The sequence below is a fragment of the Klebsiella sp. CN_Kp075 genome (assembly GCF_040065055.2).
Taxonomy (GTDB): Bacteria; Pseudomonadota; Gammaproteobacteria; order Enterobacterales; family Enterobacteriaceae; genus Klebsiella; species Klebsiella aerogenes.
This window is the reverse complement of the sequence record NZ_CM198050.1, coordinates 1,789,754-1,815,655: the sequence shown is the minus strand read 5'-3', so window position 1 is coordinate 1,815,655 and position 25,902 is coordinate 1,789,754. Positions and strand designations below refer to the sequence as shown.

Annotated in this window: 21 protein-coding genes and 1 tRNA gene; 12 read left to right on the top strand and 10 right to left on the bottom strand. The window is 46.2% G+C overall.

The features are described from left to right. The first annotated feature begins 2 nt into the window (after positions 1–2). The 6 genes from ABLV78_RS08565 to ABLV78_RS08540 all read left to right on the top strand — a co-directional run bounded on the left by ABLV78_RS08565 (position 3) and on the right by ABLV78_RS08540 (position 9,621). Positions 3–617: a UbiX family flavin prenyltransferase gene (locus ABLV78_RS08565; RefSeq protein WP_277201530.1), complete on the top strand. Its 615-nt coding sequence runs from the start codon at positions 3–5 to the stop codon at positions 615–617. Continuing rightward, positions 614–1,333 carry a DUF554 domain-containing protein gene (locus ABLV78_RS08560; RefSeq protein ID WP_206159648.1) on the top strand — a complete coding sequence of 240 codons (720 nt, stop codon included), beginning with the start codon at positions 614–616 and terminating at the stop codon, positions 1,331–1,333. The genes ABLV78_RS08565 and ABLV78_RS08560 overlap by 4 nt, the downstream gene beginning before the upstream one ends. Positions 1,334–2,450: 1,117 nt before the next feature. Then, positions 2,451–4,745 carry an AAA family ATPase gene (locus ABLV78_RS08555; RefSeq protein WP_206159650.1) on the top strand — a complete coding sequence of 765 codons (2,295 nt, stop codon included), beginning with the start codon at positions 2,451–2,453 and terminating at the stop codon, positions 4,743–4,745. Beyond that, the gene (locus ABLV78_RS08550) at positions 4,742–6,589 is read left to right on the top strand and encodes a UvrD-helicase domain-containing protein (protein ID WP_206159652.1); all 1,848 of its coding nucleotides are present in this window, start codon (positions 4,742–4,744) and stop codon (positions 6,587–6,589) included. The genes ABLV78_RS08555 and ABLV78_RS08550 overlap by 4 nt, the downstream gene beginning before the upstream one ends. Before the next feature lie 294 nt (positions 6,590–6,883). Then, positions 6,884–7,969, top strand: a complete 1,086-nt coding sequence (locus ABLV78_RS08545; protein WP_241020893.1) for a DUF4297 domain-containing protein — start codon at positions 6,884–6,886, stop codon at positions 7,967–7,969. Continuing rightward, on the top strand, positions 7,969–9,621 hold the full coding sequence (locus ABLV78_RS08540; protein WP_206159655.1) for a coiled-coil domain-containing protein: 1,653 nt from the start codon (positions 7,969–7,971) through the stop codon (positions 9,619–9,621). Before ABLV78_RS08545 ends, ABLV78_RS08540 begins: the two co-directional genes overlap by 1 nt. Positions 9,622–10,082: 461 nt before the next feature. Here the strand turns inward: ABLV78_RS08540 and ABLV78_RS08535 are convergent, their stop codons facing one another. Continuing rightward, the gene (locus tag ABLV78_RS08535; protein WP_206159656.1) at positions 10,083–11,600 is read right to left on the bottom strand and encodes a hypothetical protein; all 1,518 of its coding nucleotides are present in this window, start codon (positions 11,598–11,600) and stop codon (positions 10,083–10,085) included. Positions 11,601–12,004: 404 nt separating this feature from the next. Between ABLV78_RS08535 and ABLV78_RS08530 the strand changes: the two genes are divergently transcribed. From ABLV78_RS08530 to ABLV78_RS08520, 3 genes are all read left to right on the top strand, one after another. Then, on the top strand, positions 12,005–12,196 hold the full coding sequence (locus ABLV78_RS08530; RefSeq protein ID WP_348865393.1) for a hypothetical protein: 192 nt from the start codon (positions 12,005–12,007) through the stop codon (positions 12,194–12,196). A 161-nt stretch (positions 12,197–12,357) separates the two neighbouring features. After that, a complete protein-coding gene (locus ABLV78_RS08525) occupies positions 12,358–12,999 on the top strand; it encodes a hypothetical protein (RefSeq protein WP_047045889.1) in 642 nt (213 codons plus the stop codon). 275 nt (positions 13,000–13,274) lie between these two features. Next, positions 13,275–13,350 (top strand) — tRNA-Asn (locus ABLV78_RS08520). Between the two features lie 43 nt (positions 13,351–13,393). Here ABLV78_RS08520 and ABLV78_RS08515 read toward each other — a convergent pair. The 4 genes from ABLV78_RS08515 to ABLV78_RS08500 all read right to left on the bottom strand — a co-directional run bounded on the left by ABLV78_RS08515 (position 13,394) and on the right by ABLV78_RS08500 (position 18,241). Beyond that, entirely contained in the window at positions 13,394–14,749 is a 1,356-nt protein-coding gene (locus tag ABLV78_RS08515) for a NosD domain-containing protein (RefSeq protein WP_088389867.1), read from the bottom strand. Positions 14,750–14,858: 109 nt separating this feature from the next. After that, positions 14,859–16,292, bottom strand: coding sequence for a glycoside-pentoside-hexuronide (GPH):cation symporter (locus tag ABLV78_RS08510; RefSeq protein WP_047045893.1), 1,434 nt, complete (start codon positions 16,290–16,292; stop codon positions 14,859–14,861). Between the two features lie 94 nt (positions 16,293–16,386). Then, positions 16,387–17,397, bottom strand: a complete 1,011-nt coding sequence (locus ABLV78_RS08505) for a LacI family DNA-binding transcriptional regulator (RefSeq protein WP_045391623.1) — start codon at positions 17,395–17,397, stop codon at positions 16,387–16,389. A gap of 271 nt (positions 17,398–17,668) precedes the next feature. Then, positions 17,669–18,241: a hypothetical protein gene (locus tag ABLV78_RS08500; protein WP_047045897.1), complete on the bottom strand. Its 573-nt coding sequence runs from the start codon at positions 18,239–18,241 to the stop codon at positions 17,669–17,671. A 131-nt stretch (positions 18,242–18,372) separates the two neighbouring features. Between ABLV78_RS08500 and ABLV78_RS08495 the strand changes: the two genes are divergently transcribed. After that, positions 18,373–19,263, top strand: a complete 891-nt coding sequence (locus tag ABLV78_RS08495) for a LysR substrate-binding domain-containing protein (RefSeq protein WP_047045900.1) — start codon at positions 18,373–18,375, stop codon at positions 19,261–19,263. A 46-nt stretch (positions 19,264–19,309) separates the two neighbouring features. Here the strand turns inward: ABLV78_RS08495 and ABLV78_RS08490 are convergent, their stop codons facing one another. The 4 genes from ABLV78_RS08490 to ABLV78_RS08475 form a co-directional block, all read right to left on the bottom strand. Then, positions 19,310–19,648, bottom strand: coding sequence for a DUF1869 domain-containing protein (locus ABLV78_RS08490; RefSeq protein ID WP_047045974.1), 339 nt, complete (start codon positions 19,646–19,648; stop codon positions 19,310–19,312). 9 nt (positions 19,649–19,657) lie between these two features. Beyond that, on the bottom strand, positions 19,658–19,990 hold the full coding sequence (locus tag ABLV78_RS08485) for a TehB family protein (protein ID WP_045391632.1): 333 nt from the start codon (positions 19,988–19,990) through the stop codon (positions 19,658–19,660). Positions 19,991–20,204: 214 nt separating this feature from the next. Next, complete coding sequence (locus ABLV78_RS08480; RefSeq protein ID WP_045391635.1) at positions 20,205–22,121, bottom strand: putative bifunctional diguanylate cyclase/phosphodiesterase; 1,917 nt, start codon at positions 22,119–22,121, stop codon at positions 20,205–20,207. Between the two features lie 10 nt (positions 22,122–22,131). Next, positions 22,132–22,629, bottom strand: a complete 498-nt coding sequence (locus ABLV78_RS08475; protein WP_045391638.1) for a putative pterin-binding protein — start codon at positions 22,627–22,629, stop codon at positions 22,132–22,134. Between the two features lie 287 nt (positions 22,630–22,916). On the opposite strand from ABLV78_RS08475, the gene shiA reads away from it, so the two are divergent. Both shiA and ABLV78_RS08465 read left to right on the top strand, forming a co-directional pair. Further along, positions 22,917–24,236: a shikimate transporter gene (shiA, locus tag ABLV78_RS08470; RefSeq protein WP_047045903.1), complete on the top strand. Its 1,320-nt coding sequence runs from the start codon at positions 22,917–22,919 to the stop codon at positions 24,234–24,236. Between the two features lie 12 nt (positions 24,237–24,248). Beyond that, positions 24,249–24,989, top strand: a complete 741-nt coding sequence (locus tag ABLV78_RS08465; RefSeq protein ID WP_072251582.1) for a lipoyl protein ligase domain-containing protein — start codon at positions 24,249–24,251, stop codon at positions 24,987–24,989. An 8-nt stretch (positions 24,990–24,997) separates the two neighbouring features. Here the strand turns inward: ABLV78_RS08465 and ABLV78_RS08460 are convergent, their stop codons facing one another. After that, the gene (locus tag ABLV78_RS08460) at positions 24,998–25,732 is read right to left on the bottom strand and encodes an HPP family protein (RefSeq protein ID WP_047045907.1); all 735 of its coding nucleotides are present in this window, start codon (positions 25,730–25,732) and stop codon (positions 24,998–25,000) included. Between the last annotated feature and the right edge of the window lie 170 nt (positions 25,733–25,902).

The window sequence follows — 25,902 nt, the reverse complement described above, 5'->3', positions numbered from 1 at the left end:
TAATGTCGACATCTGAATGTGCTCCTCGCAAGCGCGTCATCATTGGGATCAGTGGTGCATCCGGTTTTTTATATGGAGTGCAGGCCCTGCATTATCTGCGACAACTTCACGTGGAAAGTCACGTTGTGATTTCTCCTGCCGCTCATCTGACCCGCAGTCTGGAAACCACTCTGTCAGAAGACGACGTTCATGGGCTGGCTGATGTAATTTATCCCTTTGATGATATTGCAGCCGACATCGCCAGCGGTTCGTTCAGGGTATCCGGGATGTTGATTGCCCCCTGCTCGATGAACACCCTCGCCGCTGTTGCGGCAGGCTTTACCAGTAATTTGCTGGTGCGGGCAGCCGATGTGACCCTGAAAGAGCGCCGGGGGCTGGTTCTGATGGTCCGGGAAACGCCGCTGCATGCCGGGCACCTTCGTAACATGCTTCAGGTCAGCGAAACCGGTGGCATCATTTTTCCCCCCGTGCCTGCCTGGTATGCACGCCCTGCCAGTACTGAGAACATCATCGCCCATAGTGTTGCGCGGGCGCTGAGTTTACTCGACCTTGATTGCGACACATTGCCGCGCTGGGGTGAAACGCCCAACCTGAATAACAGGAGTAAATCGCTATGATTACAGGCCCATGGTTTAACGGCTCTGCCGTCGTGATCGGCGGGATGGCAGGCGCCATCATTAGCTCACGTCTACCTGAAAGGTTACGTACTTCAATGCCGCTCATTTTTGGTGCGGCCTCCCTGTGTATGGGGATCGTCCTGGTGACAAGTGTCAGCCATATGCCCGTCATGGTTCTCTCGGTCCTTCTCGGCACACTGGTGGGCGAACTCTGCTATCTGGAAAAAGGGATAAGCCACCTGGGCGGAAAAGCCCGTGGGTTGGTGGAGCTCGTCGTGAAAAGCGATCCCGGAGACAAAGACTCACAGGCTCAGTTTTTACAAAACTATGTAGCGATCATCGTCCTTTTTTGTGCCAGTGGCACCGGTATTTTTGGTGCGATGCACGAAGGCATGACCGGGGACTCGAGTATCCTTATCGCGAAAGCGTTCCTGGATTTGCTGACAGCCCTCATTTTTGCCACAACCCTTGGTTACGCCGTGGCATTAGTCGCTGTCCCCCAGCTTATCATCCAGTTAGCTCTCGCATACAGCGCGATACATATATTACCCCTGACCACGCCTGCTATGCAGGCCGACTTTTCAGCTGTGGGTGGCGTTCTAATGGTGGCGACTGGCCTGCGTATTTCCGGTATCAAGGTCTTCCCGGTAGCCAGTATGCTTCCTGCATTGGTACTGGCGATGCCAGTTTCCTCTTTCTGGACAACCTACTTCTGAGATAGAAAAGTACTTCAGTAAAAGTGGTCAACAAAGCGGCGTACCCCGCATTGATTATGTATTTTCTTCATTCCTGAGGGGGTTTGTCATTCATTCCGGGCATCTTCACGGGCTCTTTGCCGCCCGCACCCGCAGCCCCCGGGTGTTACGGGCATCCAATGTCCGAAACATCCGGAGGGTAATTAACACAAAAAATGGAGATTTTATTATGAATAAAAAGATAAAGTGTCGTGCCGAAATTTTTTTATTAGGTTCATAAGTCATTACTGCAGCGCCCCTTGTTACCTGACCATGAGCATTAACGAAAAATCTGAGCACAATATTTCCCGGTGATTATCGGTATGTTGAGATCTATACCTAGCCTTATATATACCGTTCTTCGTTAAAGCTTTATTGAGTCAATCAGGCATATCATAGAATGAACGTAACTTTTGTCTGGAGAATATATGAATGTACTCACCCGCTGCACCCTACTGCCCTTCCTGTGGCTCTGTGCATCTCAGGTGTACGCCATCCAAAGCACACCGCCAGAACAGCCGTTTTCTACAAGGCAATCCGTAAATTCGGAGCAACACATTCAGGAATATAGTTACTCAGACAAACATGAACCGTTGCAAACAACACTCTTAGGGGGCTGTAATGCTAGCCCGATTCCTGGATGTAATTATCCTACGCAATCAGATTCCGATTTTCACCAGAAGTAATGAGTGTCATGTTTACTAAAAAAATCTAAAGAACTCCTTCAGGTCCTGAGTATACCATCATCATTAATGCTCTGATTTAAATCGAATGATGTCATCTACGTTAACATTCAGAGAGTGAGATTCCGCATCACCGCCCCCCAATATTATGTCCAGGATCACATGCAGAGATGGAAGGCGTAGTTGCAGGGTTATTTTCTATTGGCTCCCAACCAACAAAGACATGGGCACCTTTCTTGAACCGTTATACGTCCAATTTGGCATATCCTGGACGGGGCATAGCACTAAAGCGCCGCTGCGAGCGAGGTGCTGACGTTTAGAGCAGTGTCTCCATTTTAATCTCTTTTGATTGCTATAGACGACAACATATATTATTGATGGCAAATTGATATTACTCAGGCTTTCAAGGACGGCCCATGTACATCCAGCACATAGAGATATCTAATTTCCGAAAACTACTTTCTGTGCGAATTGACTTCGCTAATGAGACCACGCTGCTTGTAGGTGCAAACAACAGCGGCAAATCCTCTGCCATGCTGGCACTTCGGAGATTTTTGGTTTCTAAGGCTTCAGCTTTTCGGCTCCAGGATCTGACTCTTTGCCATCTCGCCAAGCTGGATGAGATTGGTAAAGTGTGGGAGAACGCGCCGGAAAACTTTGAAATACCTACAGCCAAGGACTGGGCTGACTGGCTCCCTGGTCTGGATATCTGGGTGTCGGCAGATCAAGGGGAGTTCCACTACATCCGGGATCTCATACCCAACTTTGCGTGGCGCGGGGGGCTAGTGGGAATGCGTTTTCTGCTTGAACCTGATGATATGAATACGCTGTACACGGACTATCGTAAGGAGCGCATGAGGGTTGTAGAGCTTGAGGGTGCTCTAGAGAAGGAAGATCCACCCGGTAGGCCGCTGAAGCTATGGCCGCAGAGCCTACATGATTACCTGAGCCGTCGGCTGGGAGATAAATTCAAAATACGTTGGTACCGCCTAGATCCGCAACAACTTAAAAAGCCTGACAAGTCGACTAGAATGGCGCAAATGCAGCAATTGAGCCCTACTGCCCAGCCCTTGGAAAGCAATCCTCTCAGTGGATTAATTCGAGTACATGAAATCAATGCACAGCGGGGATTCGGCGACCATTCGGACGACAAACAAGGAGAGCACACTAGACCTAGCGGCGCTCAAAAACTCTCGGAACAACTCAGATCTTATTACTCCCGACACCTTGACCCAGGTGACAGCCCAGATGTTTCAGACCTCGAAGCGTTGCGGGCGATAGAAGCAGCCCAGTCGGCATTCGATACGAAGCTAGGTAGCAGCTTCGAACCTGCTATTAGAGAGGTCGAGGGATTGGGCTACCCCGGCCGTAATGATCCACGCATCAAAGTCGCAAGTCGCCTAGCAACAACTGACGGCATGAACCATGAAGCGGCCGTCCTTTTTGAGTTGGATTCAATCCAGGGTACTCCAGGAGCCCCTCCTCTTCATTTACCAGAGACCGCTAATGGGTTGGGATATCAAAACCTGATATCTATGATTTTCCGGCTGATGGGCTTCAGGGACGAGTGGCTGAGAAAAACCAGAGCCGCCAGCACGGAAGTAATAGACCGTGTCGAGCCCATCCACCTCGTGCTCATTGAAGAACCTGAAGCCCACCTTCATGTTCAAGTGCAGCAAGTGTTCGTGCGGCACGCCTATCAAGTTCTATGCCGAGACGCTTTGCTTGAACGCTACCCAAATCTGAAGACTCAGCTTTTGGTAAGCACTCACTCCAGCCATGTAACACATGAAGTGGAGTACCAGAACCTTAGGTATTTCAGGCGACTTCCAGCCGGAATGTATGGTATCGGTGTACCGGTGTCGACGGTTTCTAATCTCTCTAACGTGTTCGGCGAGGGAACAAAGACGAAGGAATTCGTAACTAGGTATCTGCGGGCACAGCATGCAGACATATTCTTCGCCGATGCCGTCATCTTGGTAGAGGGTTCAGCAGAGCGAATGATGCTGCCGCATTTTTTGCGAAATAAGTTTCCATTCCTTGACCGCTGCTACATCACAACCCTCGATATCGGTGGCAGTCACGCACACCGATTAAGGCCTTTAATTGACGCCCTTGGCATCCTCACCCTAGTTATTACAGACCTCGATGCAGGGCTTAATAAAGCTGCAAAACCGGTGCAAAGAAATTCAGATCAGATTACGAACAATCCGACATTGCGGAGCTGGATGAAACTGATGCATCTGGGCAGCACAGTGGATGAACTGCTTGAGTTACCAGCGAACCAAAAAGAGCACAAAATCGACGACCTGTACTCGGTACGCATCGCCTATCAAACTCCTATTTCCACCCATCTGCCCGCTACTGGTGAAGCAATACAAGCTCTTCCAAATACCTTTGAAGACAGCTTTGTGCTTAGCAACGCTGGTTACTTTGCGGAAAAGACAAACGGTACTGGTCTGATGAAGGCTTTCATAAAAGTTTTGAATGAGGCGCAAACATCAGAAGCCATAGGGGAAGGGTTTTTCAACGAATTACGCGAAGGAAAGAAAGCAGAGTTTGTGTTGCTCGTTTTGGGCGACAAAAACTTTCCCAGCCTCGAAATTCCTGAGTACATCCTTGAAGGCCTCAACTGGCTTGAGTCCAAATTGCGAAGCAAGCAAAAAGAGCTTCTGGTAATTCCGCCCGAGGGCGCAGAGGTGACGTCATGAACGAAGCAGTTGTCGCCGATGCCGACACCATTATGCAGGCTTGCCTGAATCTGGCAGATCCAAAAAGTTTTTTTCTTTACGCAGGTGCGGGGTCAGGAAAAACCCACTCACTCGTCGAGGCTATCCGCGAACTCAAAAGTCGCGAGCGAGAACGCCTGACGTTCGAAGGGCGGCGCATTGCGGTGATTACCTATACAAACGCAGCCTGCGAGGAGATTCTTCGAAGGCTAGAGTTTGATCCACTCGTGGAAGTCTCAACCATTCACGCGTTCGCCTGGCGCCTAATCCAAGGATTCGACAACGAGATCAGAGAGTGGCTAAGGATCAAACTTGCCCTGGACATTGAGAAGATAGAGGGCGAGCTAGCACGCTCGAGAGGCGACAATAAAACATCTCGAGCAAACCGACGGAAGCTACAAAGCAAAATACGCAGACTTGAGACTCTCGACGAGATTACCAAGTTCATCTATAGCCCTACAAGTAACAACAGAGAACGACAAGCACTCAATCACGATGAGGTCATCAAGTTGACCGCAGCATTCGCTCCCAAGCGCCCTTTGTTAGATGTTCTAGTAGACCGCTACCCAGTTGTATTGATCGACGAAAGCCAAGACACCCACGCGCCAGTAATGGAGGCTTTTCTGAAAGTCCAGCAATTGGCGCAGACACGCTTCTGCCTGGGGCTACTCGGCGACACCATGCAACAAATTTACGGCCATGGAGTAACGCACCTTGATAAAGCAATACCAGGTGACTGGCGGAAACCTGAAAAGGTCGTTAATTGCCGCTGTCCTCGTAGAGTGGTAGACCTTATCAACGTGATTCGAAGCACCGTAGACAATCATCAGCAGACCCCAAAGCCTGATGCCATTCAAGGTGTAGTGCGCATGTACTGCATTAGTCAAAACCAAGATCAGGCACCAAATCTTGAGGAAGGCATAGCTCATTCAATGGCTGCAATCACCGACGACGGAGAATGGGCTACCGGCCCTGAAGGCCGAAAGACCTTGATTCTCGAACACAAGATGGCTGGACGGCGGATGGGGTTCGAGAAGCTTTTCACGCCCCTCTACGCGGTTGAGCACCTTCAAACAGGCTTGTTGGATGGAACCCTGCCCGCACTTCGCGTTTTCAGCGAAGGCGTTCTTCCCATCCTTACCGCAAAGGACGATCATTTCCTTCTGCTTGAAGCAGTACGCTCTCGCTCCTCCTTGCTCAGCAAGGATTCTATGCAATCAACAGTGGATCAATCGGCCCACATGCAGCGTGTAGAAGACGCTACGCACGCCCTGCTCTCTCTTTTCGAAAGAAACGATCCAACACTGAGCGAAGTCGCAACGCTTCTGTTGCAAACTCAACTGCTTGATGTCCCAGAAAATCTGGTTGAGGCAATGGTGTTGGGATCTCCTGGTGAGGCGCCCGATCTTGAAGATACGAACGCGATAACCAATTACGCCTATCAGCTATTTCTTGAGCGCCCATTTTCGGAGCTGGCAGCTTTTGCGACTTATACAGATGGCCTTTCACCCTATGGTACGCACCAAGGTGTAAAGGGACTCGAGTACCCGCGAGTTATGGTTGTCATCAACGATGATGAGGCAGACGGTTTTTTGTTCAGCTACGACAAATTGCTGGGTGTGAAAGAACCAACAAAAACTGATCGAGACAATGAGCGTGATGGCAAGGATCACGCACTGGCTCGTACTCGCAGGCTTCTCTACGTAACGTGTAGTCGTGCTGAAAATAGCTTAGCGATTGTCGTATACACACCTCAGCCGGCACTGGTCAAGCGAAACGTGGTTGCTGCTGGCTGGCTCCAAGATAGCGAGATCGAAATCCTATGAGGCTTCCTCCTTGGTCTGATTAGCCCCTGACTTTGTAGATGTTGCAAACATCCGTTTCTGGCACGCAGCGGATATGGCCAACAGTATTCTGTATGAATCAACGGGGAGCAGGTCACTGCGACTTCCGCTATGGACAAAGTCGCTTACTTGGCTTCCCTGTTTCGATGTTGCAACTCACATATTCTTAACTATCAGAATGTGTTACCCAATAGTTCGTGCTAATGCTACTATTTGTATTCAATCGGATTAATGACGTTATTACGCGAGTCCATTGAACTAGACATAAGGGAGTATATGGGTTTAGCTGAAACTTTGGTTAGTATTCCGCAGTCTGAAAGAGGCGGTGAGATTGCTCAACGTGGGTTTGACTATCAAACTTGCTGGGCTTTATCTCAAATGCTGGAATATGAACTAGATGAAAAGAACTATGTGTTTATCTTCGAATATCATGATGATGTTCTTATTCTTGATGACGAAGTTTCTCCAACACAACTAACATTTGCTCAAGTAAAAACAAGAGAGAAACACTGGACTGCATCCACTCTGAGTAATAGCACCAAGAAGAAACCCGTATCTATCATCGGTAAGTTATTTATTCATCATAAGAATTTCGCCGTATATTCACCTAAGCTCCTTTTTGTTACTAATGCTTCTTTCAATCTATGTGAGGAAAACGGTGGTAAGTCTTGTTTTGGTGCAAATGAAGTCAAAGTGGAGTATCAGACGAGCTTTAAGAAAGCAATCAAAGATCAAGTAAAGCTTGATGACTCTAGTATCGATCTTTCTGTAATGCGATTCGTTCAATCCTCATTAAGCCTAGATGACCACATTACGCATCTAAAAGGTAAGCTATGCGATTTCCTTAGCAAGAAGTTTGGCGATAGCATTAGCCTGAGTATCAATGCATTAGCATCTTTGCTTGAACAGGCGTGTCGAGAAAAATCCAAGGTAAAATCCGCAGATATTATTAATTTTCCTGAACTTATCTCACGAAAAGGTTTCTCATCAGAAGCATTGAACGGTGTGCTTGATTCCTTGAATGTAAGTAATAGTTTAAAGCCTGATTGGGACAAAGCTAGTCCTCTATTCAATGATCTTGGCAAAACATCGCTTCAGCTCATTATCCTGCAAGCCATATTCTCACAAGTTTGCATCGACCTTAACCAAAAAACAAAAAATCCTTCGACTGTATATCTAGAATATGCAATTAGCCTTTACGATGAGGCGAGTGTTCACTCGGATTTGAAACTATACTTAACTGAGACCATGCACAAAATTGATGCACTTTGTACAGATTACGCATTGACTTTAAAGTCAGGGAAGAAAGAATGTATCGTTATTTACTCAATAATCCAGAAACTATTTGAGGGAGGTGAATAATGAAAAGCATATACTTTAAAAGTGCTCACATACTATCCCTTCGCGATAAGAAAGGATTCTCTTTCAAGTTCTCACCTGATATCAATATCATCACAGGTGAGAACGACACAGGTAAATCTAGTTTTATTAAGAGTTTATATCATACATTAGGTGCCGATGTTCGGCTGGATAAAAAGTGGAAAGAAGACAACTTTGTTTCAAAAGTTGTTATTTGTGTCAGTAATCGTGACTATGCGTTTCTTCGCCACGAAAAACGTATTTCCATTTTCGATATAACAGAAGGACAAGAGCATCACTTAGTGACCTCTAGCTCTCGTACAGAGATTGCATTAACTGTACGTGATATCTTTGATTTCAATTTGGAGCTTGTGACTAAAAGTAATTTGGTTCAGGGACAAGCACAACCAGCAAGTCTTTATCTCCCTTACTATATTGATCAAGATAACGGTTGGGGGAAAGTTTTAGATTCATTCAGCAGTTTGGCAATGTATAAGGACTGGCAAAACAATATCTTGAATTTTCATGCTGGTGTAAAACCAAAGGAGTATTACACTTTACAAGGAAAGATTAATTTAATTGATATCGATCTTGTTGAAATCCGAACGACGTTAAAAGCTTTAAAGAGAGCTAAGAAGCGATTTGAAGAGTCATTTGGAAGAGTACTTTTCGATGTGGATGTAAAATATTATGAAGAGCTGCTGGAGCGTTTCCTTCGTAAGTGCCAAGACCTACATCAAGAAGAGACAGAATACAGAATTAAGCTAATAAAAGTCTTATCTCTACGAGATGAATTAGTAGCAGAAATCGAGGAGTCAAAAAGACAGCTCGATGAAAATGATATAGATTCTTTGCTACCATCAGCAAGCTTAGAAGCGAAATATGTAGTACTTGAGAACAAAGAAAAGCTATTGCAAATCATACCAAAGTTGTATGAGGAAAAATCTGTATATGATGATCAAATCACTAAAATCAAAGAAGATTTGAAAAATGCTAAAAGCCTAAGCTCAGAACTCAAAGACATGCTTCAGGAAGTTAAAGAGCAATTGTCTCTTCAAGACGTTATTAAGTCTCAAGCAAGTAAGCAGGTTGAGGTAACTTTCGATGAGCAAATTAATGAATTACTGCTAAAGATTGGTGAATTGGATGTTGCTAGAACTCAGCTTTCAAAAGAAATAGTAAAGTTCGAAGATAAAAACCGAGCAAAAGAAATCAATGATAAGTTTAAAGAGTCACTGAAGTTTGCACAAACTGAGTTAGGTATCAAAGATCCTAAAGTTGGAACTATTCTTCAATATGGTCCGATTTCCAAGAGCGAAACAGGTAGCCGTGCTCCAAGATCAATATTGGCTTATCACTATGCTCTTCTCAAAACAATAGAAGATAAATCTACAAGCCCTATGCTTCCAGTAGTAATTGACTCGCCTAAACAGCAAGATCCAGATCCGCGCACAACGAAAAAGTTATTCGATTTATGCATTGATGGTTTATCAACTAATAGTCAACTAATTATCGGCTCAGTTTCATTTGAAAGAGAAACGAATCAGTTTAAAACACTTATTATGACTGAAAAATACAGTCTGCTAAAATCAGAGCTTTACAATCAGGTTTATCAAGAAATCATGCCTCTTTATCAACAAGCTGCGCTATCATAATCTGATCATTAATATGGGAACACGCTCATCGCTAATGAGTGTGTCTCCTCATAGTCACACTAGCTCTCAATTAAATTAGCCTATTCAATTGATCAGCTCCCCGTTGATCAACACTAAGTGCTGTTAGCTACTTCAGCTTCTGGCACGAAGCGGACCTACCAGTTGGTCCTCAGGTCCGCTATGAGCGAGGAGCGGAAGTTCAAAATTTTTCATAACGACTGATGAGAACAACACTAATTATCGAACTTACGGGTACAAAAAATTTCCATAATCTTATAAAAAGTGGGAGAGTCAGTATGGTTCAATATTTGAAATACTACTTGTTTATGTTGAGAAAATTTTAAGCTAGACCAGATTACAGCTGATCAACACCTAGACATCGACACTTAGAGTTACCTCTGCTTTCAGGCATACTTAGAGGTCTATGTCTAAACCACCCGCTATGCAGGTGGTTAATTTACCTAATTCGGCCTTGCTTGAATAGCAGACTCTATAGCTGCTCGGAATTCTGGGGCATCAGTTCTTAATCGATAATCATCAAGGCTATTGAATATTTCTAGAAGTTCTCTACGATAATGCGGCGGTGCCGAATTACCTTCGCCTCTAGTGGTGAAAATTAATAATGACTCAGCGACGTCTTTTGATTTTTTATTCCTTTTCAATCTAATATAACAAGATATAACTATATCAAGAATACATTTTCTAGATTTCAAGGTGAGTTTTTTATTAGGCATAACCAACTGCAGCATAGCACCAAGTAATTTGGTAGCCTCTTTTGAAATATAATGAAGATCGAAATTATCTGTTTCTTTATTTTCTTGAGGAATCTCCTTTTCATCTATCCATTCGCATTGTTCTGCCCAATCTGTAGCGATGCTAAATAAGTGACAGAGAAGGAAGTGAAAAGGTGTTTCCCATTCACCACTATATTCATCCGATTGCCTATTCATATTCTTTATAATTTTCCTTGCAAAATATGAATAGTAATGCAACCATAAATGATCCTGAAGACCCTGGTGAATACCTTCATGAACCATGATTTCAAACAGCGTGACCCCTGAGTAAATAGGACATTTATACTTTGAAACATCGTAATAGGAACCTAAAGACTTATTAAGTGCAGCAATGATTTTTTCATCTTCATCTAACCTCCAGTAGAGATAGTCACCGATATCACGGTATATTGCTGAATCAGCTGCAAACTTAGCATTGGAAAAGAAAAAATGTAATATACGGTTGTTTTTTGGAATCAATAAACGATGTCCTCGACTAACGTTAAGATTATTTTTAAGCTCAACATATAGACGACTGTTAGGTGAACTAAGTAATGCACTGATAAAATTAGAAGTAAAGTCAGAACGAACTATTGGCTCGATCTTGATTAACTCAAGGCAGAGGGATGGGTGCGCAAGTGCAAAGTGATTGGTAAGTTCAGGTGATGAGACAATACTTAACAATGCTTCATGTGCATATTCAGCAGCTGTCTCGCGATTAGAGATGCGGAGATTGTTAGCTATCTTATCACAAAGTCGATTCTTCACAGGTCTATCAATTATTGATATTAATTTTTCTAGTTGAGGTGCCAACAATTGTGCCAGATCGTCGTATCGTTTAGTAAGGTGCAAATTCTCCACTAACTCTAGAAAGATCCCTGTTCTTCCAATTGAGAGTTTAGGATTTTTTAAGCGAAATAAAATGTAAATAGCAACTGCGAGTGATATCAGGTATACGGCACTTGAACTATCTAATCCCCATTTCCAGGGGCCAAAGCTAAAATATAAGTCTAGCGATTTTAAAGCCGGTGCAAACACCAAATAATTGCTTAGTAAGAATGCAAAACCAACAATTACCCAATCCCACCACGCTAGGCAGAACCTTAAACGTAGTCGAGCGTTTGGCGTAATAAGGGCCCATACAGCAGCAATAACGCCCAGTATGGTAAGTAGACTTGATGTATCAATTTTGGTTGGCGGTGTCATAATTTCTCTTGTAATCATGGTTTGACGTACATCGGAATGGCTTCACATGATAAGGCTCTGTGTAAGATAAATCAGAACATTATGCACGTTTAAGAATACCCTCAAAATGGCATTAAATGGACACTATTTGTCCACATAAGTTTTTTTTCAGTCGGCTTTTCCCGACTAACGTTTGGGGTGTCCTATTGAAACTACGCTCCTTATAAAAGCAATACTGCAGCTGTATGTTTATCAAAGGGGTTGTGCTAACCAAATTACTGGAGCCTAAGGTCCGCTCCTGGCACAGAGCGGACTTTTTGATGCTCACTCTAGCTTCCCATCCTTCATATGTAGAGTTCACCAAAGAACAATCTACACATGAAGCGAAGCGTATAAGCCTGCTTTAAGTAAAACGGCAAGGATGGGTGGTCATTTTAGCGGTCTTGACAGAAAGGAAATTCAGGTCTAGCTTACTTATTAGCCAGTTATTGGCTAAGGCGATCCCAGTCAGAGGAGCCAATTTTAAGAAAAGCAGACGTTCAGCGACGTCTGCTTTTTTGCTTTCCACTCTCTTCTGTTCGTTCGCTTCATCCACAGACATCAAACATAACGACTAAACCTGCTGAGCACCGTCGAAATGACTATTCCTTCCAGCGTTTACGCGCCAACAGGAATAGCAAGGTTTACTGTCTTCGTGGTAGCATAGAATCAAGTTAGTCTGAAATATTTAGATACTTTGAGAAAATATTTTTAACACACATATACCAGGATTAAATACATGGATAGATCATTATTATTTTTTTATTGCCTGTGTGGGTTTTTCCTGACTTACTTTTTATTTAAATTTGCAAAAGAAAAATATAAATTACAAAGCTTAACATTTATCTTTTCGTTAATAATAAGTTTAGTTATCGCATCTTCTTTTTCGGTTTTATCAACAGGAGAATGGTTTTTAGTAGTAATAGCATCAACGGTTACCCTTTTATTTTTATTAGGATTCTTCACGGCTCTACTAAAACAATTTGTAATGTACCGATACATTCTTCGTTGTGTTGATAATTTGAAACGTCTATCCCCTGCCGAAATGGTTGAATCTTTAATTAACAACCATAATAAAAAACAGTGGTACGTTTTATATTTTCCTGTAGAAGGCGTCATTGAGATTGGCGTTAATTTATTCGCTGAAAACCCTATTGTTGGCAGAAGATTATACATTAGAACTATGACAAACCGCCAAATGTACATTATTCCTGAGAACATCTCCAGCACTATAGATTTACAATCTAATATAGCTTGTACGTTACATGAATTTTACACCCTCGCCCCGCAAACTAAGAGTTTAATTGAAGATTATTTAACCAGAATTAAAAATGGTCATTTGCAGCCATGGCGGCTAAATGCAGAACCCGATGAAAAATAATCCATTCACGTCTCAAGTTACACCTGTATTGTAGGCTGGTGTATCCGAATGACGATTGTACTCTCATCGTCTAAATGACTCTTTAATGCAACTGCGGAATAGAGTGTTTTCCGGATCCACTTGTGAGTCTTCCCGCTTTTTTACTGCTTAAATCTTCGCTTAAGTGCTGAAAAAATCGCTGCCATTGATGATTTTACCAGCGAACAATCGCAAATGACGCAATCTCCTTTGACAACCCGTCACTCACTCGTTAACATGCGCCTCGTTCACACAATTCCTCTGTAGTTCAGTCGGTAGAACGGCGGACTGTTAATCCGTATGTCACTGGTTCGAGTCCAGTCAGAGGAGCCAAATTCAGAAAAGCCTGCTTTCGAGCAGGCTTTTTGCTTTTCTATTATGACAAGCCGGGTACCGGCGTTGCTCTAAACGCATTGACCGCTTTATCAAGCACAACCTGATCGTCGCTTCCGGAATCAAGTATGGTATTACGTTGAGATGCTGCATCGACCTGTACGGTCGTCACGTCGAGAACTTCCAACCCCTTTAATGCCAGCAGCGCTCTAACTTGTGTAGAGAAACAAGATTCTGCATGACCTTTTAACGATGATGTATCGGTGGTAGCAACAATATGATTGTCAGAAATATAGTTACTATCTCCTGATGCCAACCGTATTATCACAGGTGTAGCGCCAACGGGAACGATATACTGTTTATCAATCGATTCAGAAATATGGTTAGCAATGATCGAATTATTCTCACCCTCTATATATAGCAACCCATACAAGTCATCTAAACCATTACTATACGCCTGCATAGGTTCCCAAGGTTCATGTTCACGGAAAAAGTGGTTTGCCGTCACCAGGTTTTCTGAACAGCTTTTCTCAAAAACCAACATCCCTGGATAGAATGAATGAAACCTGTTGCCGCTAACTGCAGAACGGACGACACCAGAAAAATGAATACTGCTTTTACCGCGGGGAAAAATGTTGTTTGCTGTAACCAGAAGGCCACCAAAGTTCTCTGCATAAATAGAATATCCTCTATAACCGGCACCTATCAAATTATCAGTTACTTTTGAAGCCTGTCCCGATCCGCGGAGTTCTATACAATTACCGCACTCGGCAATAAAGTTATTATGTATCGCCAATGCATCGGCATTATATATAGTGATGCCGTGTTCAAGATATACAAATCCCATTCCACTAATACGGAATGAGTCCTGTGCACTGGCAATATAAATACCCGTTTTACCATTGAGGTAGGTGTTTTCAGGGTCGTTATTTCCCGAACCATCATCTACAAAATGTAACCCATCAATGCAAAAATCAGCAAACTCAACTGAGCTTATTCTTGGGTCACCGCTACGCTCAATATAAAAAGCCGCCCCTTCCGCTTCCGGAGTCGTAGCTGATGGTGTTATATCAACAAGTATACGGCTACCGCCTGGCCACAATTCATGCCAACTTGCCCACTCATTTTCCGGGGTATTAAAACGGATACTTGAAGAGGTAAACCCATGTCCGTCCCCTTTAATTTTCAAATAACTGACGTCTATTACTACCTGAGTGAGCAAATGATAGTCTCCAGGTGGAATAAAGATCACGGCCCCCGGCTTCCCGCCATCATTAACATCTGTGTCAGTCTGCCGTTTTTTAATATCAGCAATAATACTATTAATCACAAAACCGATATCTTCAAAAGGGTTACCTTCACTCCACTCTGTTACATCATAATAATTATTACTCGACATGCGTTATTTCCCTCTACATTATTAGGATAGATAGATATTATGGTTCTAGTGACCTTCTGAACATTATAATAAGTAACACCTCCCCTGATTTCTTTCAGAAGAATTTTCACTAATGATTAACCACTGTGGTCGTATCTCGCCCGATGTCATGATGCGGTGAAGAACCGTTATTAAGTTCACGCTTAGCGAGTTCCACTTTAATTTGCTCAAGAAAGTGGTTATTCAATTTAAAGTATCTAACTACAAATGCACTAAGAAAATAGGTAATCATTGGCAGTAAAGAAAACATAATAATGATACCTTCGATAGTCTCTGTGTTTTGTTGAGGTTTATTAGCGATGTAACCCGTTAATGATAATATCCACGCAACAATCGCACCAGCAACTGCCAGGCCCATTTTTAACATAAACAAATTACCGGCAAATGAAATACCGGTAAGGCGTTTACCGTATTTCCAGTCACCGTAGTCATCAACGTCGGACATCATAGCCCATAATATTGGGCCTGATTGAATTAAATGCAGGATGTTAATGATGATAAAGAGTGTAAGTAGTGGCAGCAAAGACCTGGGATCGACAAACCATAGAGCTAAAGAAAGGAAGCCAAGAACGATATTAATCGAACGGAACAGCTTAATTTTATCAAAACGATCGGTGAGTGGTTTCGCTATAACACTACCTAGCATGTTACATGCAACACCAAGAGCCAAAAAAAACGTAGTAAATCCGACGGAGGCTTGCATAACATAGGTAGCATAATAAATAGTCACTGCACCACGAATAAATGCCGGAAAAACATTAAGGAAAGTAATACATATCATCAATAACCATTGATCGTTTTTGATGATATCTTTTAGATCATTTATTAAAGAGTCATTAACTTTAATTGCAGTAACACGTTCTTTGATACTGGCAAAACAAAAGAAGAACATTAGTGTCGCAGCGCCTCCCATGATTACCATAGTCAACTGAAAACCAGCCGCTCTGTTACCGTTACCTAACCAGTCTGTTAAGGGTAAAATTGAAGAAGAGACAATTAGCGTCGCCAATCCATTGAGGAAAAATCGCCATGACAAACAGCCTAAACGCTCTTTCTGGTTTAGCGTGATCACACCAGCTACTGAGCAATATGGAATATTGATAGCAGTATAAATCAATGACATCATAAGATATGTCACCCAGGCATAAACAATTTTTCCATTCATACTTAAATCGGGCGTTGTGAACATCAGTACTGCTCCCAAACCAAATGGCAATGCCATCCATAATAACCATGGTCGGAATTTACCCCATCGGCTACGAGTACGATCGCAAATCGCCCCCATAACCGGATCGCTAAAGGCATCAAAAATACGAATGACCAGAAACAAGGTACCGACAACACCGGGAGCTAAGCCATAAACATCTGTGTAGAACCATGTTAGATATAACGCCAGTACACTCCAAATCATACAAGAACCAGCATCTCCCATTCCATAACCAATTTTTTCTTTTAAACGCAGTTTGCCGTAAACACCTTGCCTTTCGATTGAGTTTGCAGACATAGAAAACCTCTAGAGTATACAGTCATAAGTGTTCAACAGAGGTTAGTAAACCAATGTTAGTTTATATTTATAAGTTAATAATGGCGTATATAGATTAAAACAAAGTAATATTAATACTCACGCTACTCTCCCGAATAATTAACCGAGAGACAATTTCGTGCATTTCAATACTGCCTTGCTTCGTTTCGTTGTTAATCATTTGAAATGCCAGATGGGCGATTTCACTTATCGGTTGCGCCACACTGGTAATTTTTTTAGTTTGTGCCAGTAAAGTATTATCAAAACTAGCGATGGCAATATCTTTAGGCACAGATATTCCTTTTTCTTTTAACCCATCAATAATATAACTAGCAGCCACATCGTTATAAACCCAGAGAGATGAGCAATGATTTATTCTCGCGGCTAGCCTGACAATAATATCATCGAGTATACTAATATGCCCTGACGTTTTCTCACCCTCACCTTTCGCTATCCAAAACTGATTTTCTTTATCTATAGACAATCCCTGGCCGGTAATTCGTTTTGCCCATGAAAAAACCTTTCGGTTATCCGCGCCTTCCTGCGCTACAAATCCAAACGTGGTATGACCGGTCTGAATAAAATGCTCAGCTATAACTTCCGCCCCTTTACTTTGATCGATAGAAACAGAATTGAAAAATCGCGATACCAGCGTAACCACGGCAACGGGGATATTAGTTGCGATGAGCCATTCTGCAAGTTCGCTTTCGGCTTCTGTTGGTACCCATAGCAAACTGTCAATACCCATACTAATAAGCGTATATATAATTTGCTTATCTAGCTGCGGTTGATTCTGATGAGTTTTGACGATAACCGTTTTACCGATGTATCTTGCCTCTTCTTCAAATGTCGCCAGCAGTTCACAAAAATGTGGGTTGACAAGGTTTGGCAGAACAACAGCAATCAGCCCAGAACATTTCCCACTCAATTGAAACGCACTCTTGCTGGGCACATAGCATAAGAAATCCATTGCTTCACGAACTGCTTTGCGAGTTTCTGGAGCCACGCTGGGATGATTATTCAGCACGCGTGAGACCGTAGCGGTGGATACTCCAGCTTTTATTGCTACGTCTTTAATGGATGCCATAGTAAATAACTGCGTCGACCAAGAATGACGTAACTATAAAGTGTGATGAAAGTCAAAAATGTAAGCCACTTCACATGTTGTCACGTTACATAAAACAGCGATTTTTCTCTCAATTCTGCTGTCACCAAAATGACTAAGTGTTCACGACTTATATTTAATGGATTCACTGACAAATAGAGGAGTATGGGCACCACGCCAAAACCAAAGTCGTCGTGGTGTTACGCTTGCGTAGATGATAGGTAGGATTTGCCATGGTCAATAACTGGCCGATTTACGACATTTCCTGCTGCCTAATTTTCACCAGCACCGCTCCCAGCAATGCCAGATCCACCAGGACCGCCAGTGCGTAGACAAAACCTCCCTTTCCCGAATCCGCATAGTGATTGGTTAGCAGAGTCGCCAGGATAATAATAACGATACCTGCTATCATCGGGATGTTCGCCATCATTCCCGACGAATATCTTGCTGTAGCATTGTTTTGCCAGACGATGCCCGGACCTAATCCACCAAAGGCGATCCCCGGCATTTGAGATAGCCAACCGTGTCCGCTATTCCACAGCACCAGTAACATTAACCAGCCCATAGCGGACAGCACAAAGGCGTAGCACGATACCCTAACGCTAAAACGTGCTGGCCACGGCTGCCAACGCGCGATTGCATAGCCAACGGCAAAAGCTCCCACCAGCGTCAGCAGAGACGCCAGAGTACCGATAGCGCCAATCATGGAGGAAACGCTCAATAGCAGCGCCCCCGCCGCGAATACGCCACTTAGCGCGATAGCTTGCGTGAACGGGACTACGCAAATTATTGCCCCACCGGCGTGCTGATTAGAATAGATACTCATTATTCACTCCTGATAATGGCAAACGCTGATGAATTAAACTCAGCGTCTATTTCACATATCAGTAGGCTACCGCCTGTATAATGAGTACAGCAAACGCATAGATTTCAGCCATAGATGAGAAAAATTCAGCCATGAGAAAAACCCGCCTTCCTCCGCTGGGCGCGCTGCGCGCCTTTCATGCCGTGGCCCGCTGCCGCAGTTTTAAACGCGCCGCCGATATGCTCGGAGTGAGCGCTACTGCGGTGAGTCATCAGATAAAACTTCTGGAATCTGTGCTGGAGTGCCGGGTCTGTGAACGCAACGCCATGGGCGTCAGCCTGACCGACAGCGGCGAAATCCTCTACGCAGGCACGCAACGCGCCTTTAGCGCGCTGGAAGAAGCGACTACGCAAATTGTTCGCTCACACCAGCCGCCGTCGCTCACCGTCACCACCACCTCCAACTTTTTGACCCACTGGCTGGTACCGCGGCTGGCAGCATTTAAAGCGGAATTTCCCGCCATCGACCTGCGGCTCCATACCAGCGTCGAGCGTGTGGATCTCAACTTGCGCAGCGTCGACGTCGCGATTCGCTATCGTGAAACGCCGGAGCGCGAACTGCACTGCACCTTGCTACATGAAGACCGCTTTATCGTCGTCGCCAGCCCAGCGCTGGGTATTACACGGCTGGAGGATTTGCGTCACGCTACCCTGTTCCACGTTGAACATCGTCACGTTCCGGCAGATTCGCCAGACTGGGAGAACTGGCTGCGCCACTACGGGCCATCACAACTGAATACCGGCGCAGGGTTAACCTTCAGCGACGAGACGCATGCGCTCCAGGCGGCTGTGGCGGGACAAGGCGTGGTTATTGCCAGCGAACTGCTGGCGCGCGATCTGCTGCAACGCCGGGTTCTGGTAGCGCCATTTGAGATGTCCTTACCCGGAGCGAACTATTATCTGGTGGCGACACCAGAGATAGCCCAGCGCGGCGATATCAACGCGTTGCGGAACTGGCTACTGCGGCAGATCGCGCTTAGTTGAAGCCTGTGAAAAGGCAGATATCGGGCGATATCTGCCAGACGGCGTATTACCAGCCACAGACGTTAGTCTCTTCGTCAGACTCATAGCCGCGCACAATATTGATGAGCTCTTTCACCGCGTCAGCGGCGATCTGCGGGTCCTGTAAGGAGTCAAGCGAGTCAAAGTCTTTATCCACCGACACGCCATTATTATTATTCGTTACCGTCAGACTAACCCCTTTACCCTGTAAATTATCGCTCGAAATCCCAGAGAGTAATTCTGCTACGGCCTGAGCCGCGATATCAGGAACATAGAGCGCCAGCGGCTTTAAATAAACTTTCTCATATTTTTCGTGATTGTTGCCATTGACTATCGCTAATGAATAACCTTTATTTTCACTGTTCATAGACATAGCTTATCCCTCAATCAGAATTTTAGGGTCAACGTAAAAATCGACATTAAATACGGTATCGTCAGATAATGCCTCAATGCAGTGCCACTTTTCCGCAGGGAAGACACCAAACTGCCCCGCTTCGATAGTCATCGTTTCAACAGGGTCTGGGCTCGTTTCATCGGCATAACCATAATAGCGTATTGCCCCCTGCATCACCGACAGACGCGGATAGACGCCCTGTCGCGTGCCGGCATCAAGATGGCGTTTCCAGATAGACGCGGGTGCGGTCTCTTTGGTCCACATAGGGGTGGAACGGGTCTGAACATAATGGGTAGGTATAATGATTCGCTGCATGATTTGCCTCTCTTTCCGCGCCGTGAAATAACGCCGCGAATGGAACGATATATTGCATATCATATACCCCTTTTAATTGCTAAGGGTATTATTTTTTCGAATCTATTGCTTCTACCCCTATTTATACCCATTCCGGATTAGCTTTATTTAAAATATAAAAAAGCGCCTGCGATAGTTCACAGGCGCCAGTTTATAGACCGAAGATGTTCTTTTTTCAGTTGTTATTTAACAGCCCCGGCTTCCCAATTAAATAACCCTGGACGAGATCGCAACCTAATTGTTGCAGCGAAGTTAACTGTTCCTCGGTTTCAACGCCTTCGGCGACGATGCGCATATGCAAGCTTTTCCCCATACTGATGATCAGGCGCACAATATCAAGGTCATCTTTTTGCATAGGTATATTGACCACAAACGAGCGATCAATTTTGATCTTATCGAAAGGGAAATAACTCAGCCGCGACAATGACGAATAGCCGGTGCCAAAATCGTCAATAGAGATCTGAATCCCCTGCTCGCGCAACTGGCTGAGGATCTCCAGCGAGCGCGTATTTTCGTTAAACACATCAGATTCCGTAATCTCAAGATCAAGGCGTCGCGGGTCGAGTCCGGTCTTCTTTAGCACCGCTGCCACCGTCTCGGTAAGCGAAGTATTAATAAGTTGAATCGGTGAGACGTTAACCGAAACCTTCAGCGGCTGTTCCCAGCGGGCAGCCTCCTCACAGGCGGTTTTCAGCACCCACTCGCCAAGTTGGTTAATCAGGCCGGTTTTCTCCGCCACCGGAATAAACTCAACGGGCGGTACCATACCGCGTAGCGGATGGAACCAGCGTACCAGCGCCTCGTAGCCGTAGATTTCACGTGACACCGTGTCGGCAATTGGCTGGTAGTAAACCTTGAACTGGTCGTTTTCCAGCGCATGGAGCAGGTCGTCCTCAAAGGATTTGTTTTCCTGTAAACGTTGCAACATGCCAGGACGGAAAATCTCCACGTGGCCCGCACCAGACTTTTTCGCTTCATACAGCGCCAGATCGGCACATTTGTATAAGTAATCGGTACGACTTTCACCATCGGAGATAACGATGCCGATGCAAGCGCCGATGTTAATCAATGAATCGTAGATATAGTACGGCTGGCTGATTTTCTCGCGGATCACATCCGCCCGCTCCAGCGCCATTTCTTCGCTCAGATCCTGCGAGACCAGGGCAAACTCGTCGCCGCCAAGCCGGTACAGCGTCTCTGATGTTTTACGGAAGAACGACAGGCGGCTGGCGAGCTCCTGCAGCAGTTTGTCACCCGCATCATGTCCCAGGGTATCGTTAACATCTTTAAAATTATCCAGGTCGAACAACATAACCACAGCGCAACCATTATAAGGTTTTACGTGATTAACCACTTCCTGCAGCCTCTGCCAGAAAGAGAGGCGGTTAGGCATGCCTGTTAACGAATCGTGATAAGCGTCATATTGCAAACGGCGGTTTTGTACCTGCAGTTTCTCTTTCGACAGCTGCAAATCGTTAGCTAACAACTTCATGCGCACATGCGCTCGACGCAAGTTATTATTTTGCCGAAGCATCAATAAACCCAGAGAGATACACATCGTAATCAGTAAGATTGAAATCACCGAATAGATGTAATAAAGATGCTGAATCTTATCGTGCGTAAGATTAACGACATCAAAGTCCTGCGCCAGGGTCATGGAGGCCAGTGAGGTCATCGGGCCATCCAACTTACTCATGGTATGCAACAGAGTCACCATCTGCTCAGGCGTCATGGTGTCCAGTTGCCGATCGAGTTGATCGAGGATCTGAATCAGACTGGTAACCGTGGCCTGCCGCTGCTCGCTTTTTCTGATGAACTGGCCAAGATCGCCCTGCTGTAGCAGCTCGATCTGGCTCATCATTATTTCCAGGCGCAGGCGTACCTCATCGCGGTCGGTCCCCTTCACGTTCAGCGCCAGGGCGCTTAAACGAGCCTCCAGACGCATGTATTCGGAGACCATCTGGGATACGGACCACGAGTCGGTGTAACGTGTTAATTTTTGCAGCTCACTCTGCCGCTCATGCACCAGATAGGTAATGTATCCGGTGACGATAAAAAGCGACAAAATAATGGCAGTGAGTATTCGATTCAAGATCAGAGCCTTACTCAATTATAATCTTTGAAACCTGCCATGCCGAGCGGGAATAATAGATTTGGTTCTGTAACTCCGCGCTACTATCGTAGGGATAAACAATAAAAAGCGGCCCTTTGTCACGAATGCGCATATATTCGCCATTCATCTTCAGCGCGAGGATCACCGGGAATTTATGAAAATCCTCCACCGGCACCTCGGTTGTATAATCATTCAGAGCCATCACTTTCGCCGTCTTACCTTGCGCACCCACTAAGTCCATAAGTTTGCTAAGTGAAATACCGTCAAAGCGCACTTTTCCTGAATACCAGGGTGTGGTTGTGATCACTGTCTCATTGCCCAATTTTTCTAACGCGGCAACGTCAAATACGGCGGTATCGCCTTCGTTTGTATTGGTAATCTTTCCTGAAATGGTTAAAACGGGTTTGCCCGTTGGCGCAGGCAGTTTTTCTGCGAAAGCATTAGGTAAAACTAAAACATAAAATAAAACTGCAAAAATTAGACGCATATCACCCACCATATCCAGCGTTGGAGATAGTAATTGTAAACCATTTACGTGAATTCTTAAAAGCTGTCCCAGTGGGGCGACAAAAATAAAATAGCAGTCATGGTCAACAGTTAACCCGCGCCAGCGGTGGAAATTAAATGTTCGATTTAGACATTTTTTACTTTATTGTCTTTCCTGCAGGTAAAAAACTTTTCAGTTGCGCTTGTGCGCGGTAATCTCCCTAACGGCGCGAAGATAAGAAAACGTCTCATTCAAATAATAACAAATTAGCAACAAACAGGACAGACATGGACTCAACGCTTATTTCACCCGACTCCGGCAAGGGGGTTGGTTCTCTTAATCGCGCTCGTCGCGCGGCATGGGGCAGCTTTGCCGGCGCCGTCGTCGACTGGTACGATTTTCTGTTGTACGGCATCACCGCCGCACTGGTGTTCAACCGCGAATTTTTCCCACAAATTGGCCCGGCGATGGGCACGCTGGCAGCCTTCGCGACTTTCGGCGTCGGCTTCCTCTTCCGCCCGCTCGGCGGCATTATCTTCGGCCATTTTGGCGACCGTTTAGGCCGTAAGCGCATGCTAATGATGACCGTGTGGATGATGGGGATCGCCACCGCTTGTATCGGCCTACTGCCTTCCTTTAACCAGATTGGCTGGTGGGCGCCGGTTTTGCTGGTGATTTTGCGCGCGGTGCAGGGCTTCGCCGTCGGGGGCGAATGGGGCGGCGCGGCGTTGCTGTCGGTTGAAAGCGCGCCGAAAAACAAAAAAGCGTTCTATAGCAGCGGCGTGCAGGTGGGTTACGGCGTCGGTCTGCTGCTCTCTACTGGGCTGGTATCGCTTGTCAGCAGTTTCACCACCGATGAGCAGTTCCTGAGCTGGGGCTGGCGCCTGCCGTTCCTGTTTAGCGTAGTGCTGGTACTGGCGGCACTGTGGATCCGCAACGGCATGGCCGAGTCGGCGGAGTTTGAACAGCAGTTGCAGAAAACGCCCGCCGCGGAGAAAAAACGCCTGCCGGTACTGGAAGCGTTGGTACGCCATCCGGGTGCCTTCTTATTAATCATCGCCCTGCGCCTGTGTGAACTGTTAACGATGTATATCGTGACCGCATTCGCCCTCAACTACTCGACGCAAAACCTCGGCCTGCCGCGTGAACTGTTCCTCAATATCGGGTTGCTGGTGGGCGGTATTAGCTGTTTTACCATTCCCTGCTTTGCGTGGCTGGCGGATAGGTTTGGCCGCCGTCGGATCTATATTACCGGGGCGCTGATCGGGACATTAAGCGGCTTCCCCTTCTTTATGGCGCTGGAGCAGCACTCGCTGTTCTGGATCCTGTTTTTTGCCCTGATGCTGGCCAACATCGCCCATGATATGGTGGTCTGCGTGCAGCAACCGATGTTTACCGAAATGTTTGGCGCCAGCTATCGCTATAGCGGCGCAGGCGTCGGATACCAGGTGGCCAGCGTGGTCGGCGGCGGTTTCACGCCCTTCATCGCCGCCGCGCTGGTCACTTTCTCTGGCGGCTCGTGGCACAGCGTGGCGATTTATCTGACGGTCGGCTGCCTGATCTCTGCCGTCACGGCGATGTTGATGAAAAATCGACATCCGGCATAAAAAGGGGGCTTCGTGATAACAGCACAGAATACGGAATGCTGGCCTGACGGGTTCAACGCCGACGAATTGCCCATTGTCCGCTGCAATGATCCAACGCTCGCCGAACAGCCTTTGTTCGAGCGCGCACGCCGCGGTGAAGCCGTCGCTCAGCTCTGGCAGGCGCCGCAGGGGTTCGTAGTACCCGGCAGTTACCGGAAATTCGCCAATCTGCCCGAGGTCAGCGAAGCCTTTGCCGCCCGCGGCTGGCCGATATGGATCCGTCGCTCCGGCGGCGGGCTGGTGCCGCAGGGGCCGGGGATCCTCAACCTGAGTCTTGCCTGGCCGGTAACCCAGCCGTTAGGCGAAGCCGCCGAACCTATTTATCTGTTGTTGTGTGGAATATTGCAACGCACGCTGGCGACCTTTGGCGTCGAAAGCCAATTTCAGGCCGTCAACGGTTCCTTCTGCGACGGGCGCTATAACCTTGCCTGCGGCGAGGGAGAGAACGCGCGCAAGATTGCCGGTACCGCTCAGTACTGGCGGCCCGTAGCCGAAAGCCAGGGGCACATCGTTCTGGCCCATGCGGTGATATTACTGGATACCGACCTGAAGGCAGCGCATCAGGCGGCCAACAGTATTGAGGCGCAGCTCGGTAGCGGCAAGGTCTATGGCGCGGACAAAACGATTACGCTTGCCGAATTATTGCCGGGTGAAACCGACCTCATCGAGCGATTCAGGCTGGCGCTCGCTAAGACGCTGCAACGAGTGGGTTAACAGCGTCACTAGCGCGCTTTTTGATCGGCGGCAAGACGCAACCGAGCCTGCTGTTCGATATTCTCCAGTAGCTCCTGAACATCGTCCTCATCGATATCGAGGAATTGCCCCTCCAGCAGCGCGGCATGAATATCTGCACGAGTGACTGTAATCCCCATCGGTACCGCATTCGGCTTCACTTCTTCCGCAGCCAGCGGATGCGGGTAGCGGCGACCGACCAGGTTATTGAAGACAATCGCCAGCAGCGCCAGCATCATGGAGTTCAGGAGCACCGGCGTCAGTACAAACTGGTAGCCTTCACTGTGTACGCCGGCGCCGCCAAGAATAGCCGTGAGCGCCACCGCGCCGCCAGGTGGATGCAGGCAACGCAAAAAGTACATCCCGGCGATCGCCAGCGCCGCCGCCAGGCCGCAGGCGATCGCCGTATCCGGCACTAACAGCCCCACCGTGACGCCGATCAGCGCTGAAAGCACGTTGCCGCCAACGATAGACCAGGGCTGAGCAAGCGGGCTGCTGGGCGCGCCAAATAGCAATACCGCCGAGGCGCCCATCGGCGCAATAAACCACAGATTCACCTCGCCAAGCAGCCAGTGGCTGAACATGCTGGTGACGGCAAGACCCGTTCCGGCGCCGATTGAGCCCAATAAAATATGCTTTTTCGCAACGGGTAAAGCGTGGGGTTTTAAACGGCCGAGGAAAATACGCGCGCGGGAAAATAGCGGGCGCTGTAAAACGCGTAACATCGAACGAATCGCTCACATCATAGGAAGAAATTATATTTCATTGTCTTTATTTAACTCTTCATTAACAACCATGTATTTATGATGCCTATTATTTGCAACTTTATCGGGCAGTGCGGGTTATGTGATTTTTACATGCTGCGTTAGAATCATCTTCCCCTCCGGGGTTAAAC

What these genes read in the sequence shown, in the direction of transcription:
- ABLV78_RS08560 (WP_206159648.1), top strand. Translation starts at nt 614, where the DNA reads ATGATTACAGGCCCATGGTTTAACGGCTCTGCCGTCGTGATCGGCGGG.
- ABLV78_RS08550 (WP_206159652.1), top strand. Translation starts at nt 4,742, where the DNA reads ATGAACGAAGCAGTTGTCGCCGATGCCGACACCATTATGCAGGCTTGC.
- ABLV78_RS08460 (WP_047045907.1), bottom strand. Translation starts at nt 25,732, where the DNA reads ATGTTACGCGTTTTACAGCGCCCGCTATTTTCCCGCGCGCGTATTTTC.
- ABLV78_RS08475 (WP_045391638.1), bottom strand. Translation starts at nt 22,629, where the DNA reads ATGCGTCTAATTTTTGCAGTTTTATTTTATGTTTTAGTTTTACCTAAT.
- ABLV78_RS08510 (WP_047045893.1), bottom strand. Translation starts at nt 16,292, where the DNA reads ATGTCTGCAAACTCAATCGAAAGGCAAGGTGTTTACGGCAAACTGCGT.
- ABLV78_RS08525 (WP_047045889.1), top strand. Translation starts at nt 12,358, where the DNA reads ATGGATAGATCATTATTATTTTTTTATTGCCTGTGTGGGTTTTTCCTG.
- shiA (WP_047045903.1), top strand. Translation starts at nt 22,917, where the DNA reads ATGGACTCAACGCTTATTTCACCCGACTCCGGCAAGGGGGTTGGTTCT.
- ABLV78_RS08540 (WP_206159655.1), top strand. Translation starts at nt 7,969, where the DNA reads ATGAAAAGCATATACTTTAAAAGTGCTCACATACTATCCCTTCGCGAT.
- ABLV78_RS08515 (WP_088389867.1), bottom strand. Translation starts at nt 14,749, where the DNA reads ATGTCGAGTAATAATTATTATGATGTAACAGAGTGGAGTGAAGGTAAC.
- ABLV78_RS08555 (WP_206159650.1), top strand. Translation starts at nt 2,451, where the DNA reads ATGTACATCCAGCACATAGAGATATCTAATTTCCGAAAACTACTTTCT.
- ABLV78_RS08545 (WP_241020893.1), top strand. Translation starts at nt 6,884, where the DNA reads ATGGGTTTAGCTGAAACTTTGGTTAGTATTCCGCAGTCTGAAAGAGGC.
- ABLV78_RS08500 (WP_047045897.1), bottom strand. Translation starts at nt 18,241, where the DNA reads ATGAGTATCTATTCTAATCAGCACGCCGGTGGGGCAATAATTTGCGTA.
- ABLV78_RS08535 (WP_206159656.1), bottom strand. Translation starts at nt 11,600, where the DNA reads ATGACACCGCCAACCAAAATTGATACATCAAGTCTACTTACCATACTG.
- ABLV78_RS08485 (WP_045391632.1), bottom strand. Translation starts at nt 19,990, where the DNA reads ATGCAGCGAATCATTATACCTACCCATTATGTTCAGACCCGTTCCACC.
- ABLV78_RS08495 (WP_047045900.1), top strand. Translation starts at nt 18,373, where the DNA reads ATGAGAAAAACCCGCCTTCCTCCGCTGGGCGCGCTGCGCGCCTTTCAT.
- ABLV78_RS08565 (WP_277201530.1), top strand. Translation starts at nt 3, where the DNA reads ATGTCGACATCTGAATGTGCTCCTCGCAAGCGCGTCATCATTGGGATC.
- ABLV78_RS08490 (WP_047045974.1), bottom strand. Translation starts at nt 19,648, where the DNA reads ATGAACAGTGAAAATAAAGGTTATTCATTAGCGATAGTCAATGGCAAC.
- ABLV78_RS08505 (WP_045391623.1), bottom strand. Translation starts at nt 17,397, where the DNA reads ATGGCATCCATTAAAGACGTAGCAATAAAAGCTGGAGTATCCACCGCT.